The 16,433-nt window shown below is 60.7% G+C and carries 11 protein-coding genes; 5 read left to right on the top strand and 6 right to left on the bottom strand.

Annotated features, from left to right (window positions below; translation table 11 throughout):
* The first annotated feature begins 27 nt into the window (after nucleotides 1-27).
* A complete protein-coding gene (locus tag BV106_RS15500) occupies nucleotides 28-1,338 on the top strand; it encodes a hypothetical protein (RefSeq protein ID WP_038166165.1) in 1,311 nt (436 codons plus the stop codon).
* Between the two features lie 150 nt (nucleotides 1,339-1,488).
* Complete coding sequence (locus BV106_RS15495; RefSeq protein ID WP_265595711.1) at nucleotides 1,489-2,889, top strand: hypothetical protein; 1,401 nt, start codon at nucleotides 1,489-1,491, stop codon at nucleotides 2,887-2,889.
* A 101-nt stretch (nucleotides 2,890-2,990) separates the two neighbouring features.
* Here the strand turns inward: BV106_RS15495 and BV106_RS15490 are convergent, their stop codons facing one another.
* From BV106_RS15490 to BV106_RS15480, 3 genes are all read right to left on the bottom strand, one after another.
* Entirely contained in the window at nucleotides 2,991-3,452 is a 462-nt protein-coding gene (locus tag BV106_RS15490; protein ID WP_051945910.1) for an RDD family protein, read from the bottom strand.
* A gap of 200 nt (nucleotides 3,453-3,652) precedes the next feature.
* Nucleotides 3,653-5,110, bottom strand: a complete 1,458-nt coding sequence (gene guaB, locus BV106_RS15485; protein WP_038166162.1) for an IMP dehydrogenase — start codon at nucleotides 5,108-5,110, stop codon at nucleotides 3,653-3,655.
* A gap of 108 nt (nucleotides 5,111-5,218) precedes the next feature.
* Entirely contained in the window at nucleotides 5,219-6,406 is a 1,188-nt protein-coding gene (locus BV106_RS15480) for a Gfo/Idh/MocA family oxidoreductase (RefSeq protein ID WP_038166296.1), read from the bottom strand.
* Between the two features lie 158 nt (nucleotides 6,407-6,564).
* Between BV106_RS15480 and BV106_RS15475 the strand changes: the two genes are divergently transcribed.
* A complete protein-coding gene (locus BV106_RS15475) occupies nucleotides 6,565-9,093 on the top strand; it encodes a hypothetical protein (RefSeq protein WP_038166160.1) in 2,529 nt (842 codons plus the stop codon).
* 17 nt (nucleotides 9,094-9,110) lie between these two features.
* Here the strand turns inward: BV106_RS15475 and BV106_RS15470 are convergent, their stop codons facing one another.
* Entirely contained in the window at nucleotides 9,111-9,584 is a 474-nt protein-coding gene (locus BV106_RS15470) for a hypothetical protein (protein ID WP_038166159.1), read from the bottom strand.
* A gap of 145 nt (nucleotides 9,585-9,729) precedes the next feature.
* Nucleotides 9,730-10,419, bottom strand: coding sequence for an SDR family NAD(P)-dependent oxidoreductase (locus tag BV106_RS15465; protein ID WP_038166295.1), 690 nt, complete (start codon nucleotides 10,417-10,419; stop codon nucleotides 9,730-9,732).
* A gap of 171 nt (nucleotides 10,420-10,590) precedes the next feature.
* On the opposite strand from BV106_RS15465, the gene BV106_RS15460 reads away from it, so the two are divergent.
* Together BV106_RS15460 and BV106_RS15455 are read left to right on the top strand one after the other, a co-directional pair.
* Nucleotides 10,591-14,121, top strand: coding sequence for a pyruvate carboxylase (locus BV106_RS15460; protein WP_265595710.1), 3,531 nt, complete (start codon nucleotides 10,591-10,593; stop codon nucleotides 14,119-14,121).
* Nucleotides 14,122-14,587: 466 nt separating this feature from the next.
* Nucleotides 14,588-14,776, top strand: a complete 189-nt coding sequence (locus BV106_RS15455; RefSeq protein WP_051945909.1) for a hypothetical protein — start codon at nucleotides 14,588-14,590, stop codon at nucleotides 14,774-14,776.
* A 464-nt stretch (nucleotides 14,777-15,240) separates the two neighbouring features.
* Here BV106_RS15455 and BV106_RS15450 read toward each other — a convergent pair whose 3' ends face one another.
* Nucleotides 15,241-16,425 carry an MFS transporter gene (locus tag BV106_RS15450; protein ID WP_063767939.1) on the bottom strand — a complete coding sequence of 395 codons (1,185 nt, stop codon included), beginning with the start codon at nucleotides 16,423-16,425 and terminating at the stop codon, nucleotides 15,241-15,243.
* Nucleotides 16,426-16,433: the final 8 nt, after the last annotated feature.

Raw genomic sequence — 16,433 nt, 5'->3', positions numbered from 1 at the left:
TTTTTAGAGCGACAACTCCGCAAAGGAGTGCGTTCTCTTCCCTGTCCCCAATGTCAGGGGAGTATTCCCACCCCGCATCGGCTGAGCGATGAAATCCTGTGGGAGGCAGTCGTTACCTGTCCAGCATGCGGTCACGCGTGCTCCGTCCTGGAAACCGCCTCCTACCGCCACAAGAGAGTCAAAGAAGAATTTGCCGGGGAGCACATAGAAGAGAGCCCCCCGGCCACCTCGCACATCCATCACGAGCACAACGGAGCAACTCACACCTGGACGCTGCCCGCGCCCAAGAGTTGGAACCCGCTGCTCAAATTCGGCACCCTTTGGACGGCGTTCTGCGCCTTCGTCGCGTTTGCCATTCTCTCTTCTGAAAAAGCCGCCAGTCAGGGGTACGTGCCACCCCTGATCGTCGTGGGGTTTGTCCTGCTCGGCGTCGGACTGCTCATCGGCGGACTGCTCCAGAGTTTCTCAAGCCATGTCTTGTCACTGGATGCTTCAGGACTGGTCCACGAGAGGAACGTCTTCGGCTCCACCAAACGCCAGTTTCTTCCCCGTGAGGACATCGTCAGCGTGGAGCTGGAGCGCCTGTACTCCCAGAACCGTCGTCCCGTCTATGTGATCGAAATCAAGGGTCGATCAGGGAGGATTCGGTTCGGCAGCGCACTCCCTCCCGACGAAAAATCATGGCTCTGTGGCGATCTGCGTCGCACCCTCCTGGGGCAGCGCCGGGACCCCGTCTCGTCAGAGGTTACAACCACGGACAGCCCCGGGTCAGCACCAGCACCCCGCATGGTCATCGAGACTCCCGGACAGGGATGCGTCGTTCACGTGGCTCCGGGGAAGTTGGGCAAAGGGATCATGATCTTCGGCAGCGTGATCTTCGCCTTCACGACCTTCTTGCTGATCATGGCACGGGGCCTGTGGTTGCCGCTCTCGGGATCCTGGCCCCTGCCCTTTTTGTTGATTTGGAACGGCCTCTTCATCCTCTGGTGCCTCAGCGTCATCCTGTTCGTGGGCTTGGGGTTGGGCACCCTTCTCACGGGTTATCGCATGCTGCGCACCCACTTCAAGATCACCGCCAGCCCCCAGGCTCTACAGGTGCTGGAGAGCCGTGGGAACTGGCAACATGAAACACTCGTCCCTGCCTCAGGCGTGAGGGACATCCGCACCAGCATCTATTTCACCATGGCTTCCGGTTCGGACCGGCAAAGAGCCACCAAGGTGAACCACTGCGCCCTTATCGTCCTGCAAGATCGCGTGATCAGCTTTGGCGGTGAGTGCAGCCTTTCTGAACTCCAATCCACCACGACCGCGCTCAAGCAAGCGCTGGGACATGAGTGACCTTCCCCTGACCGATCCCTGCAAGCCCTCCCCGGGCCACAGCGGTTCTGCCAGCAGATCAAATCCATCCCCCATGGCCCCTCCAGCGAACCAGTTGGATCCATCCCATGAGGATCATCATTTCAGTAACAAGCCATTCATCTGACAACCATGTCAGTCCAAACTCTGCCCCGTTGGCAGCGCGCCGTGTTGCGCTGGTTCCTCGAACGTAAAATCCGCAAAGGAAAACGCTCTCTCCCCTGCTCCCAATGCCAGGGTGCCGTAACTCTCCCGCATCAGTTAAATGATGCCGTCTGGGACATGCTGGTCACGTGCCCCCACTGCGGCCACACGACATCGCTCATGGAAGTCGCCGCAGATCGCGACAAGACTCCCGAGGACTTGCTGGGAGAAGGACGGCTCCAATCCGTCCAGCCACCCAGTTCCCGGATCACTGTCGAAGACAACGGCACCACCCGTACCTGGACGGTTCCGGCAAAGGGCGGATGCAGCGGCATGCTTCTGTTCGGCATCATCTGGTTCCTGTTCTCCTCCTTATTCGTAGTCGCCATGCTATCGGCGAACAAACCGGAGGGCATTGACCTCGGAGCGATCTTGATCGTCGGCACCTTTGTTCTGATCGGCGTCGGGTTGATCTATGCCGGCTTGCGTCAAACCCACAGCTTTCACGTTCTGCAGGTGGATGCTGTGGAACTCATCCATGAACGTCGGACGTTGGGTCGACCGAAGCGCAAATCACTACCTCGTGAGGATATATCGAGCATCGAGCTTGTGGTCTTCTACACTGAAAACTACAAACCGGTCCACGGCATTGAAATTAAGGCTGGCCCCAGGAAGATTAAGTTTGGCAGCACGCTGACGGCGGAGGAGAAGGCCTGGCTTTGTGAGGAACTGCGTCAAGCCGTGAGCCTCCGCCACACGGCCGCCCCCCTGGCAGCATCTGCCGAGGTCCCTCTGCGCGATAACACTTCCATACTGGGCCCCGCCCCAAGCTCACGGATCAAAGTGGAACGCCGGGGCCGCGGCAGCGTGGTCCACATCTCTCCTGGAAAGATCGGTAAGGGCATTCTGATCATGGGGACTGCCTTCGTGGCGGTGGCCACCTTCATGATCGTGATGGGAGCACGCATGTGGATTACCTCTGCAGATGGTCCACCACTGTTCTTCAGACTCCTGTGGAACGGATTCTGCCTCTTCTGGTGCGGCGGAGTGGCCACCTTCGGCGTCATGGGACTGGGGGTCATGATCACAGGCTGGCGTATGAGCCGCACGCATCACCAGATCACGGCCACGCCTGAGGCGCTGCAAGTCCTGGAAACCTGCGGAGCTACCCAGCATGAAACCCTCGTCCCCGCTGCAGAGGTTCAGGACATCCGCACCGGCATTTTCCAAACCATCCAATCCAATTCTGGAAATCAACAGACCACCGAGGTCCAGCACCGTGGCATCATTGTCCTCAGCGATCGCGTGATTGGCTTCGGTGGAGGATGTAATCTCCAAGAACTCAACACAGCAATCGCGGCTCTGAATCAGGCATTGGGGAGGGGTTAAGTGAGTTGCCTAGGTCCGGCGAGATACGCATCCAGGCCTTCCATTCTCTTGGAGCTGCCCAAGCCCGTCACTACGCCGAACCTTCCCAGATGGTGGCACCTTCAATACAGGGATTTCTGAGGTCGGGGCCCTAGAAGTTCATCCCGGATCACATAAGTACGGGCGAGTCTGTCGCCAAGTCGCTCCTGCCTCCCCAGCAACAGAAAGAGGAGATCAAGGAGATTCAGCAACGGGATGAAGAACAGCACGTTCCGAAGTGCACCCTGCCAGAAAGCACAAGCTTTCCGAGTGGTTGCGTCAACGACCTTAATTCCCATCCGCCTCTTCCCAATCGCGCGCCCACCCATTAAAGCATCCCCGAAAAGCCGATACCCCACTGCCAAGACCATCGTCCCTACCAATGCAGCGTTTTCCGGAAGCGGACTGTAAGAGCCCAGCTGGGTAAACAGGAACATGAAAGCAAGAAAAATGGCGATCATGATCACGCCATCAATGAGATGCGCGGCCAGTCGCTCCCAGAGCGAGGCAAACTCAAAAGCGGCAGGAGAAGCGTTTTGTTCCATAGGAGGCACTAAAGCATTTCACGAACAAATGGGAACTGCCGCATCGGAGAACTCTCAAGTTCTTCACTCCACTCGCGAACCAGCGGTTCAATGTCTGGCGAGCAAGCTCTAAACACAAAGCCTCCCGCACCAGCCGACTAGCGGCACCGATGCGGAAGGCTTCAAACTCAGATCTCTGATTTATTGACTCGGATCGACGATCAACCCACTTCGTAGTTCACGGGTTCTTCCGTGATCACGATATCGTGCGGGTGGCTTTCCTTGAGACCGCCGGCGGTGATGCGGACGAAGCGGGCTTTCTCGCGCAGTTCGTGCAGATTGTCAGCGCCCACGTAGCCCATGCCGGAGCGGAGACCGCCCATGAGTTGGAAGACGACGTCGGCAAGCGGACCCTTGTAGGGAACTCGGGCCTCGACGCCTTCAGGAACCAGTTTGCCAGAGGAGTTCTGGCCGTAGCGGTCGCCAGCGCCTTTGCGCATGGCCTTGAGGGAGCCCATGCCACGGTACTCCTTGAAGGTGCGGCCCTGCCACTTGACCATGGCCCCAGGACTTTCCGCCGTGCCCGCCAGGAGTGAACCCAGCATCACCAGATCCGCACCGGCGGCGATGGCCTTGACCACATCGCCAGAGAAGCGGATGCCGCCATCGGAGATCACCGTCACACCGCGAGGGCGGCAGATTTCAGCCACTTCCTGCACCGCGCTGAACTGCGGCATCCCCACGCCGGAGATGATACGCGTGGTACAGATGGAGCCTGGGCCCACACCCACTTTGATGGCGGACGCACCAGCGTCGCAAAGGTCTTTGGCCCCGTCTTTCGTGACCACATTGCCAGCAATAACTGGGGTGCCATCGCCCAGCGCTTCACGCAGCCGGCTGATCACATTCATGACACGGGAGGTGTGCCCCGTAGCAGCATCGATGAAGATGGCATCTGCACCCGCAGCCTGCATGGCGAGGGCGCGATCCACGCAGTCCTCGCTCACGCCCACCGCGGCGCCAGCACGGAGACGGCCTTGGCCATCCTTGGCGGCGCTGGTGAACATCTGGCGCTTTTCAATATCCTGCTTGGTGATCAGACCAGCCAAATGCCCGGCGGCATCCACCAGCGGCAGCTTCTCAATACGGTTGATATAGAGGATCTTAAGAGCTTCTTCCCAGTTCGTATCCGGCTCACCCACCGCCAGCTTCTCCCGGGGGGTCATCATCTTGTGAGCGGGAGTGGACTCGTCTTCGAGGTACCACATGTCACGGCTCGTCACCATGCCCACCAGGACGTTGTGCTCATCCACCACGGGGAAACCGCTCACGCCCTTCTCACGCATCAGGCGGGCCAGCTCGGCCAGGGTGGTGTCGGGGCGGACTGTGAGCGGCTTCTGGATCACTGTGTTCTCAGAGCGCTTCACGCGGGCCACCTGCTCTGCCTGAAAATCGATGGTGCAGGCGCGGTGGATGACCCCCATGCCGCCTTCGCGAGCCAGTGCGATGGCCAGTTCACTTTCCGTGACCGTGTCCATGGCGGAGGACAGCACGGGAATGTTCAGAGGCAGCGCCTTGGTCAGCTGCGTACCCAAATAGACTTCACCAGGAAGCACTTCGCTTCTGCCAGGCAGCAGAAGCACGTCGTCGAAAGAGAGAGACAATGAGATTTCGCCCATAGGCGATGAAATTCATTTTAGCGCCCCTGTCAAACACGAGTTTTGAGAAGGTGCACAAGATCGTCTCTCTTTGTCAATAATTTCTGGAATACTCACCCCTCTCTTTCTCTACAGCTTCGCCAGCGGATTCTCGCGATCAATCAGAGGCAGTGCCACTCTGGCTCCGCCCAGCCGGTGGGATTCGAAGACCCCGGCCACGACTTCCACGGTGGTGCGCCCCTCTTCCCCGCTACAGAGAAGTTCCCGATTCTCCCGAATGGCGGCGATCAGGTCCGCCGCGGCCGTGAGGTGACCTCCTACTTTCTTGCCGAGATCTGCAATGGGCTCCGGCTGACCGATGCCTGCAGTGGTGATCGGCTGCCAGGCCCGGGCCTCCTTGACCGGACGGAAGGGATTGCCTGGCAGAAAATGGGCGAGCGGTTCCACATCAATCCGGAAATCGACGATCCCCTTGGTGCCGATGATCTGGAGGCCAAAGGCCGCTTCCTTCACTCCGGCGTTCTGGATGGAATCAAAGTAAACGGTCATGCCCCGCTCCATCTGATAGCGAGCATGCACCTCGTTCCCGGCCAGGAGGCCAATGCCCTCGGCCCCTTCCACCACGTCCGCCTTGGTCACCGGCTTTCCGTTTTGCAATACGACCGCGGAGCACTCCAGGGGTTTGCCCCCAAAATAGCAGGCCAGGTTCATCACATGAGTACCCAGCACCCAGAGATCCAGCCCGCCCCCACGCTGGTCCTCCTTGCCCCGACCACGCATTTCCAACACCTGCCCCACGGTCCCGTCATTGATGAGCTTCTGCACGACCGGTAGCACGGGGTGGAAGCGGTTCCGATGCGCGATGGAGATCTTTACGTTCTTCGCCTTCGCCGCAGCCAGCACTTCATCCGCCTCAGCGAGCGTGCGAACAAACGGTTTCTCAATGTAGATGCCCTTGGCACCAGAATTGATGGCGGCGATCAGCATGTCGCGATGCTGGTCGACGTGACGCGGCCCGATGGCGACGATGTCAGCCTTCACCATTGCCAGCATCTTGGTGTACTCCGCAAAGCCCTGCTCCTCCTTCAGCTTGAGCTTCGTCACGGCACCAGTCAGCCCTTTTGCATCCGCATCAGCCACCCCTACGATTTCCGTCTCCGGTACCTGCAGCCACATGGTGTCCAGTCCGTGCCCGTAGGCACCGCGCCCCGAATGCCCGACCACGGCCACCCGCAGCCTGCCTTCCTGGGCGGCATGAAGGGAGGGCAGGGATGCCGCAGCGGCAGCGGTGGCAGAGAGAAAGTGTCGGCGCGTCATGGTGTGTTGGAGGTTGCGAACAACCACCATACGAAAGAGTCGGCCAAATATTCCATCCTCATGCCGCTAAACCGTCCTGCGAGAGACTCCTGAATCTCGAATCTCCGCACCGGGCGTTGACACGTTTGGCCTTCCACGGGTAGAGGGGGCGGGCTGTCATGTCCGCTCTCATCCTTGCGTCATCGCTTACCGTCTTTTGGTTTCTCGCAGGATTGATGCTGCCGGGATACGCCCTCCGGATCCGGTGCGAAAAATGGATCCCCTTCTCCTCAGCCGCAGGAGACACCGCAGTGCACGCCATGGCCCTCGGCCTGCTCTGGTCCACGTTGCAATTCTTCGTGGTGCATGCCCTGGCGCTGGATCTAAAGGGCCAGCCTGCGACCGCCTGGCTTGTCAAACAAGGGACGGATGCGGCCTTGATCGCTCTTTGCAGCCTGTCCAGCCCGGGATTCTGGAAGAATTACATCGGGCTGCTGACGGGTCTGGTGAGACAGCTTTGCCAGCCTCTCAACCTGGCAGGGATGGTCCTTGCACTGTCATTTGCCGCCTTTGCCATTTTCCAGTTCCCTTACGCTTCGGACAACGCCGCCCTGTATTGGATGGCGGGTGCGGTGATGAAGCCCGGCGTGAGCTTTCTGGCGGCCCAAGGTTCACCGGGTTACATCGCCTGGCTCTACTGGCCCTCAGTGTTATTGGCTCCAACCATCCCTGCGGCCACGGTCGCAGCCGGGAGCAAACTGGTGCTCAATCTTCTGGCATTCTTTTGTTCCAAACGCCTGTGCGCCTTCCTTCCCGGTGCCAGCCGCGCATGGGCCCCGGTCGTCCTCTACATCCTTTTCCTGACGACCATGATGGGGGACTACGGGCTCTTCATCAGTGCCAAGGAGACGCCCTTCGCCGTGCTCTTCCTGTTTGCCGGAATGGCCAGGTGGGTTTGGGCGGCTGCGCGGGGTGAGTCAGGCCAGGCCGGGGTGGAGGCCGGGGCCCTCTTCAGTCTGGCCTTTGGGTTTGGAGCCATCACCATCCCCTATCTGGCGGTGTTTCTCTGTCTCGTGCTCGTGCTCCAGCCCCTGCCGCGGCCGGGCCGGCATCTGCTCGCCGTCGCGTGGTGGTGTGGGCTCCCCCTCTCCTTCTCACTGGCCACCATGCTGCACCAGCCCCAATGGCTTGCCGGCGTGGGCACCGTGGTAGGGGTGGCAGCTCTCTGGCTCTTGAGCAAACCCATCGACTCCATCCTTGGCTCCTGGCATCAGCGGGTTCAAGGAAAACAAGCTGGCATGGGCATGGCGGTACTCGTAGCCTCCATGGCGGCCTGCTGGCTGCTGCTGCCAGTGGAGTTCACGCCCTGCTCCCGCTCGCCCCTGGACGGGAAGTCGGATTTCACGCACGTTTTCTTTTTGAACCACTGGGCGACACGTCCGTATGTGGGGGTGGCCCTGGCGGGCATGCTCGTGATGCTGGTGCACTGGCGTCGCCAGCCTTGGCAACCAGGCCTGGCTGCCATACTTGTATTCCCGTTTGCGGCGCTGCTGCCATCGCTCGTCGTGGCCCATCTGCCCCACGTCCCCCTGCCTTTCCACCCCCAACACCTCTGGGATCTGGCCAAGGACATCCCCAACTGGTGCTGGGGGCCGCTAGCCACGTTCTCCGCACTCGGAGGCCTGCTGGTTGTCGTGGATCGCGGCAGCAGGATCCTGGTCAAATCAGAACGCTGGCAGCCACTGCTCGCGGGCAGCCTGAGCTTCGTGTTTCTGGCCGCACTCGGGTGGCATCAGTTTGGCCGGGGCCGAGGCATCATGATGTTCCGCCTCGATCAAGGCGCCCATTTCAGCGACCTGGGAGGCCATCGCCATCTCGAAATGTCGCTCTATTCGAAAGCAGTCCTCAGCCAGATCGGCACCACGCTCAAGGAGAGCCCCGGCAAGCCATCTGCCGAATTCCCTCTATTCACCTACTCGGAGGCCCCTGATAAGACACCCTATCTCGAACTGAACAGCAGCTATACCAGGTTGGTGTACAGCCCTCAAGGCGGAGCGCTCTCACGCACCGCCGTGCTCAATCACCCCGCTGAAAGAGGGTTCATCATCGCCAGCCGCCAATGGCATGAATCCACCCTTGAAGCGATGCACCCCCAGATGTCTCTCATCGAGCTCGTACCTCCCGTGAAAGGCGAAGCTGGAGACAGCCTCTTCTTCTTCCGCAAGACCCCTGGCAGCGCCTATCAAGTCCAGCTGGGTGAGGAACGCCTCTTTCGTCTGACGCCCCCCACGCTGACTCAGAACCTGGGGCTGCAGCCTCAGATCCACTGGGGTGACTTTGCTTCAACCAAACCCAGGACCAAAGACGGTCATCTGCTTATTTGGGGCAAACAAGAGGGCACCCTGTGGCTGGAGCTGCCTCGCCATCTGATAGGTGAACCTGTGCTGAAGTTGCGCGTGCGATTTATGGGAGAGAACCGCAGCCAGTCCGCCCTCACTGTCACATCCCCGCTGCTCTCAGCTCCGGTGGAACTGACGCAGACCAGTCGCTCCCTGAAATCCCCGGTGCAGCTCCCCTCTACCGGTGACCCATGGGTGCCGGTCCACTTTAAGTACACGGGCGATCTTGATACGCACCCCACCCTCGGTTACCTGAAGAGTTATTACCTCGATGAACTCCGTCTGGGAGATGCCATCTACCTGGAATAGGCCGGGCCTTGTGCCCTTCAAAAACGTGACCAGCGCCGGCTCGGTGGGCGACCAACTCGAGCCGCACCTTCACTCACCAGAATGACCCGCTGCGGTTCAAAGAACTCACGCCTGCAAAAAAGGGCGTAGGACAGCGACATCAATCCCACAACGGTGCCCAGCGGAAAACTCAGAAGCAATACGGCACCGTAAACCACCGCGAACCAAAACGCCCACACCCGCCGGTAGCGCAGCTTGATCAGGGCGAACAAGAACATCGCCATCCCCAACATCCCGAGCAAGCCCCAGATCATCGCGCTCTGAGACGCCTCCCCCAACCGTTGGGCGACCTTCGAAATGCTTTCGACCACCGCGCCGGTGTTGTCAGGATCCTCGAACCGCATGTCCTTCACCGCGCGGTTCATCTGCACCGACATGATCGCAATCCCCACCAATGGGAACACCTGTATCCAAGCACCAGTTACCGCCAGATAGTGAGATCGCTTCGACATGGGGGAGCACAGTTTTCAGTTTTCGGCAAAACAGCTGTTCATGCCGATAGTCTCCTCCCCCCTCAAGATGCAACCCAAATCCCCATCTTGTTAATCCTTCAAGAATCTTGTCAATCCTGTCTAAAAAACGCCCCCCCGCCCCTGATCACCAGGCCATCTCCTGCCGGTCCGCGATGAACTTCCCGCTTAGACTCTGGGGAGCCTCCACCGCCAGCCAGACGATGCTGTCTGCACCTTCCACCGCCGACTTGGTTGCTCCGGAACCGCCCATGTCCGTCCTGCACCAGCCGGGAGACACAGCATTGACGGCGATGTGCGGACGCGCCACCGCGAGCTGGGTGGTCACGCCATTGAGTGCCGTCTTGGAGACACTGTAGGCGGGTGCCCAGTTGCCAGGGTCACTGAGCTGACCGGCCCCGCTGGAGACATTCACGATCCGCGGCGCGGTGCTCTTTTCCAGAAGAGGCAGGAACACCTGGATGACCCGCCAGACTCCTACCACATTCGTCTCCAGGGTGTGCCGCAGCACCTCCACCGAGACCTCCGCAATGTCATCCGCCCGGTCCAGGAGGACGGCGGCATTGTTGATCAGCACGTCCAGCCGGCCGGAACGCTGCTCCACCTCCGCTGCCGCAGCCCGCACGGAGCCGTCATGCGTGACGTCCAGGGTGAGCGCGTGCGCCTGCGGTCCAAGGGCCTCCGCCACCTCCGCGGCTTGCCCGGCGTTGCGCGCTGCCACCCAGACTTCCACCCCCTTCTCCACCAGCAACCGGGCCACCTCCCGGCCAATGCCTTTTCCAGCTCCAGTGACGAGGGCAACTCCGGGCGTCTTCATTCCTCCATTGAAGCGCCCCCGGGGGAAAATGCCAATCGCCATCTTGGGCCAATCCTGCTCAAAATAGGGTCGGTTTCTGACGTTTCCCATGATCTGTTTGCAAACCCCGGCATCCAATCCGACAATCGCGAGCTTCCCATTTGGACTCCCATCCTCCTTCCTCAACCGACCATGCCCAAGACTGCCAAGACCAAGACTGCCGCACCTGCCGCCGAGTCCGCCGCCCCAGCGATCCGGCCGATCAAAAAGCTGATGGTGGCCAACCGGTCAGAAATCGCGATCCGCGTGATGCGGGCAGCCACGGAACTGGGCATCCGCACGGTGGCGATCTACGCCAATGAGGACCGCTTCTGCCCCCACCGCTTCAAGGCGGATGAGGCGTACCAGCTCAACACGGAAAAAGGCCCCCTGGGTGCCTACCTCGACATCGAAGGCATCGTCGCCCTTGCCAAGGAAAAAGGCGTGGACGCCATCCACCCCGGCTACGGCTTCCTTTCTGAGAACCCGGACTTCGCCGCCGCTTGCGAGCGCGAAGGCATCATCTTCATCGGACCGGATCCAAAGGTGCTGAACATGATGGGTGACAAGACCGCGGCCCGCAACGTGGCGGACAAGCTGAAGGTCCCCACCCTGCAGGGCACGCACGACCCGATCGACAACCGCAAAGAAGCCCTCTCCGCTGCCAAGAAGATCGGCTTCCCGCTCATCATCAAGGCCGCCTTCGGTGGCGGCGGTCGCGGCATGCGCGTGGTGCAGAAGGTGGAAGACCTGGAGCGTCTGCTGGACGAAGCCCAGACAGAGGCCAAGCGAGCCTTCGGCAACGGTGCCGTTTTCCTGGAGAAGTTTGTGGGCCGCGCCAAGCACATTGAAGTCCAGATCCTGGCGGACAAGCATGGCAACGTGCTGCATCTGCATGAGCGCGACTGTTCCGTGCAGCGCCGCCACCAGAAGGTCATCGAGCAGGCCCCCAGCTACGGCATTGACCAGAACATCATCGACGGCCTTTGCGCGTCTGCGGTCAATATCGCCAAAGAGGTAAACTACTCCCACGCCGGCACGGTGGAGTACCTCGTGGATGTGGACTCCGGGGACTGGTATTTCATTGAGATGAACCCCCGTATCCAGGTGGAGCACACCGTGACGGAAGAGGTTACAGGCATCGACATCGTACGCTGCCAGATCCTCATCGCCCAGGGGCACAAGCTTCATGAAGAGCCCATCGGGCTGCCCGCACAGGATCAGGTGGAAAAGAGCGGCTATGCCATCCAGTGCCGCATCACCACGGAGGATCCAGAAAACAACTTCACGCCTGACTTTGGCAAGATCCTCACCTACCGCAGCGCCGGTGGCTTCGGCGTGCGTCTGGATGGTGCCCTGGGCACGAACAACGCCGTCATCACGCCGTACTATGACTCCATGCTGGTCAAGGTCACCACCTTCGGCCGTACCTACCAGCAAAGCCTCAGCCGCATGGACCGCGCCCTGCGTGAGTTCCGCATCCGCGGGGTGAAGACGAACATCCCCTTCCTGGAGAACGTCATCTCCAACCCCATCTTCTCCGCTGGCCAGGCCACGACCCGCTTCATCGACAACAATCCGCAGCTCTTCCAGTTCGAGAAGCGCAAGGACCGCGCCACCAAGCTCCTGGGCTACTTGGCCGATGTCACGGTGAACGGCAACCCGAACGCCAAGGGCTACAAACCCGCCAAGGCCTTCGCCGCCGCCCCCAAGGTGCCGTACAACCACCTGGAAACGCCACAGGAAGGCACCAAGCAACTCCTCACTAAACTCGGACCCGAGAAGTTCGCCGAGTGGGTGGGCAAGCAGAAGCGCCTCCTCCTGACGGACACCACCATGCGGGATGCGCATCAGTCCCTGCTGGCCACGCGTGTGCGCAGCTATGACATGCTGGCCATCGCCGATGCCGTGGCGCGCCGCGCCCCCCAGCTCTTCTCCATGGAGATGTGGGGTGGGGCCACCTTCGACACTGCCATGCGCTTCCTGCGTGAGTGTCCCTGGGAACGTCTGCGCGATCTGCGCGAGCGCATCCCGAACATTTGCTTCCAGATGCTCTTCCGCGGCAGCAACGCCGTTGGCTACACGAACTATCCTGACAACGTCGTGCGCGGCTTCATCAAGCACGCGGCGCAGAACGGGATGGACATCTTCCGCATCTTCGACAGCCTCAACTACCTGCCGAACCTCACCGAAGCGATGCAGGCCGTCCGTGAGGAGACGCAGTCCATCTGCGAAGGCACCATCTGCTACACAGGCAACATCCTCGATCCCAAGCGCGACAAGTACTCCCTGCAGTACTACGTGAAGCTGGCCAAGGAACTGGAGAAAATGGGGGCCCACATGCTCTGCATCAAGGACATGGCCGGCCTCTGTCGCCCCATGGCCGCCAAGAAGCTGGTGAAGGCGCTCAAGGAAGAGATCGGCATCCCCATCCACTTCCACACGCACGACACCAGCGGCTTGAACGCCAGCAGCATCCTCATGGCTGCTGAGGCAGGTGTGGACGTCTGTGACGCCGCGCTTTCCAGCCTCTCCGGCTGCACCAGCCAGCCCAACCTCAACAGCATCGTCGCCGCCCTCCAGCACACGCCACGCGATACGGGCCTGGATTCTGACGCGCTTCAGGAGTTCAGCGACTACTGGGCTGCGGTTCGATCCTTCTACAAGCCCTTCGATACCGCCGAGCCCTACGGCACTGCAGAGGTCTATCTCCACGAGATGCCCGGCGGCCAGTACACGAACCTCAAGGAGCAGGCCGAGAGCATGGGCATCGGCCACCGCTGGCCGGAGATCGCCCGCATGTACGCGGAGGTGAATGATCTCTTTGGCGACATCGTCAAGGTCACCCCCTCCAGCAAGGTCGTGGGTGACATGTGTATGTTCATGGTGACCCGCGGCGTGAAGTCCGGCGAGGCCCGCAAATATCTGCACGAACTGCCCTCCGGTACCAGTTTCCCGGAAAGCGTGATCGACATGCTTCAGGGCGGTCTGGGCCAGCCCATGGGCGGATGGCCTGCCGATGTGCAGAAGATCATCCTGGGCAAACGCAAGCCCTTCACCAACCGCCCAGGCGAACGCGCCGAGAAGGTTGACCTGGCCAAGACCCGCGCCGGTCTCGCCACCACACTGGGCGTGGCTGCAGACGCTGTCACCGATGACGATCTGTACAGTCACCTCATGTACCCACAGGTCTTCTCAGACTTCGTGAAGTTCCGCAGTTCCTACAGCGATGTGAGCGTGCTGCCCACCCCGGCCTACTTCTACGGACTGAGAGACAAAGAGGAAATCACCATCAACCTCGAGGCGGGCAAAACCCTCTTTGCCCGGCTCCTCAACATCACCGAAGCAGACCCCGCCGGACAGCGCACCGCCATCTTTGAGCTCAACGGCTACCCCCGCCACATCCAGATCCGGGATAAGGCCCTGGGCAAGGAAGTGAAGACCAACCTCAAGGCTGATCCCGCTGACCCATTGCAGGTGGGTGCCCCCATGCCGGGCATGGTAGCCAGCATCGCCGTCAATGTGGGTGCCAAGGTCAAGGAAGGGGACGCCCTCCTGACGCTTGAAGCCATGAAGATGTTCACCACCGTCACCTCCCCAGTGACCGGCGTGGTGAAGGAAATCCTCGTCACCGTGGGCAGCACCCTGGAGAGCAAGGACCTCATGGTGCGGCTCGAGAAGTAAGCAGGAAACAACTGCCCATCGTCAGATTCACAAAACGGCGCCCCCTCACCGGGACGCCGTTTTTTTGCGCCCCTCCGCGCTCTGACTTCCCATTCGCCCTGTGTTCCCAACCGTCGCGAAGCGTCTTGGAGTACGGTGGCTCGACACCGTTTTAGCCAGCCGGAAGGGGGTCGGCTCAATTGAAGGCAGCCACCGGGTAGTGGTTGGAGCTCGGTAGCGCCTTGTTACTACGAGCAGACTGGAGACATGCCACTTCGGCCAGAAAACGGTGTCGAGCCACCGTACTCCAAGACGCTGCCGCGAGGTCTGCACCTGCCCTTCCTGCAAAGTTCATCGTTCCCCATCCGGCGCAGTGCATCGGACAAAATGTTCACAATCAGAGAACATTCGTTCGCTTTTTGCTAGCAAAGTTGCGCAGGCAACCAAGACCAACGCTCGACCTTGCCGATCGGCCCTACCCCTCATCTTGGGATCCAAGCATCAGGGGTCGGCAGACTATCTGGACGTCTGCCGTATCAAGCGGAACACTGCCGAATATGACGCAGTCGGCACAGTGAGCAGCTCTGAAGCGGTAGAATTGCGGGGCTTCACCAAAGAACTCCAGGAGGAAGTCCTCCAGTGGCTCAAGATTCACTGCAGCCACTTGGTGTCATAGGACTAACTGGTCACTACGATCATTGATTAGGGCGTGTTTGAAGTTTGAAGGGGGCGCGAGAAAGGTTCGCGTGCTGTTGGATGAGCATGCACTTTGAGGTAGCAACCATCTCTCGTGCCTTTGCATGGCACAACTCTTGTACGGCACCGATACCCTTCCCACCCACCCTGAGACTTTCAACCGTCGCGAAGCGTCTTGGAGTACGGTGGCTCGACACCGTTTTCGCCAGCCGGAAGGGTGTGGGCCTAATTGAACGCAGCCGCCGGGTGGTGGTTGGAGCTCGTATCGCCTTGTTACTACGAGCAGACTGGAGGCCTGCGTCTGCGGCCAGAAAACGGTGTCGAGCCACCGTACTCCAAGACGCTGCCGCGAGATTTGAACCTGCCAACGGCCTCACGAGACGATTATCCCATCCATCACTGGGCTACTGGTTCACCGAATTACTGATTTACCGTTTTACCGAATCACCGACCTCCCCGGTCCAATGCATGAACAACCAGCGCCGCCAGCACCAACCCCACCGCGACGCAGCAGACGCCGGCCCACTGCCAGTGGGCCCACGCCGTCGCGCCCAGGAAGGAACCCAAGGCTCCCCCGACAAACCGGAACACCATGTAGAAAGTGTTGAGCCGGCTCCCGGCATCGGGCACGAGGGACATCACGCGAGTCTGCGCGGCCACTTGGATGGCCTGCACCCCCAGATCCATGAAGATCACCCCCAACACCAGCATGGGCAGGCTGAGCCACAGGGACATGCCGACAAAGGAAAGAGCAATCAGCAGCAGCGAAACGGTCACAGTAAAGCGGGGGCCGCGACGGTCTGAGACCCTGCCCGCCAGCGGTGCGGCCAGCACGCCCGCCAGACCAATAACCCCAAACGCCCCGGCGGCTGAGGCGCCCATGCCAAAGCGATCCATCAGCAGGAATGAAAGCGTGGTCCAGAACGCGGTGAAGCAGCCAAAAGAAAGGCCGCTCACCGCGGACGCAGTCCACAGCGCCGGAAGCCGCGCCCAGAGCTGGAACATTTCTTTCATGAACCTCCCGTAGCCCATGTGCGCCGCCACCGGCGGCCGGTGCGGCAGCCCCCGGTACAAGGAAACGAGGATGACGAGCATGACGCCGGTCGCCAGGAGGTACACCGTGCGCCAGCCGATGTGCTCCCCGACAAAGCCAGAGACCACCCGGGCCAGCAAAACGCCGCAGAGCAACCCCGCCATGAGTACCCCCACGGTGCGCCCCCGCTCCTTCGGCGGGGAGAGCTCCATGCCGAAGGGGATGAGGATCTGCGCGTTCATGGTGGTGATCCCGATGAGCAAGTGCAGCCAGATCAGCGTCTGCAGGCCTGGCGCAGCCGCCGTGGCGGCCAGCAGCGCCGTGCACAGGCTCATGAGAAGCAGCACCACCTTGCGCCGGTTCAGCAGGTCCCCCAAGGGCACAAAGAGGAAGAGCCCGAGACCGTAGCCCACCTGCGCCGCAGTCGCCACCAGCCCCGCCTTCGACGGGCTGGCCTGATAAGCGAGCGCGAACTTCCCCAGCAGGGGCTGGTTGTAGAAGATGTTCGCGGCTGAAGCCCCACACGCCGCCGCCATCATCCACAGAGTAGAACGGTGGAGGACATCAGCCGTACGGGCAGTTGAAGAGGAAGTCATGGGCACGC

The sequence above is a fragment of the Verrucomicrobium sp. BvORR106 genome, from assembly GCF_000739655.1.
In the GTDB taxonomy this organism is placed as follows: Bacteria; Verrucomicrobiota; Verrucomicrobiia; order Verrucomicrobiales; family Verrucomicrobiaceae; genus Verrucomicrobium.
The sequence above is the reverse complement of the archived record's forward strand: the minus strand, read 5'-3'. Positions and strand labels throughout refer to the sequence as shown.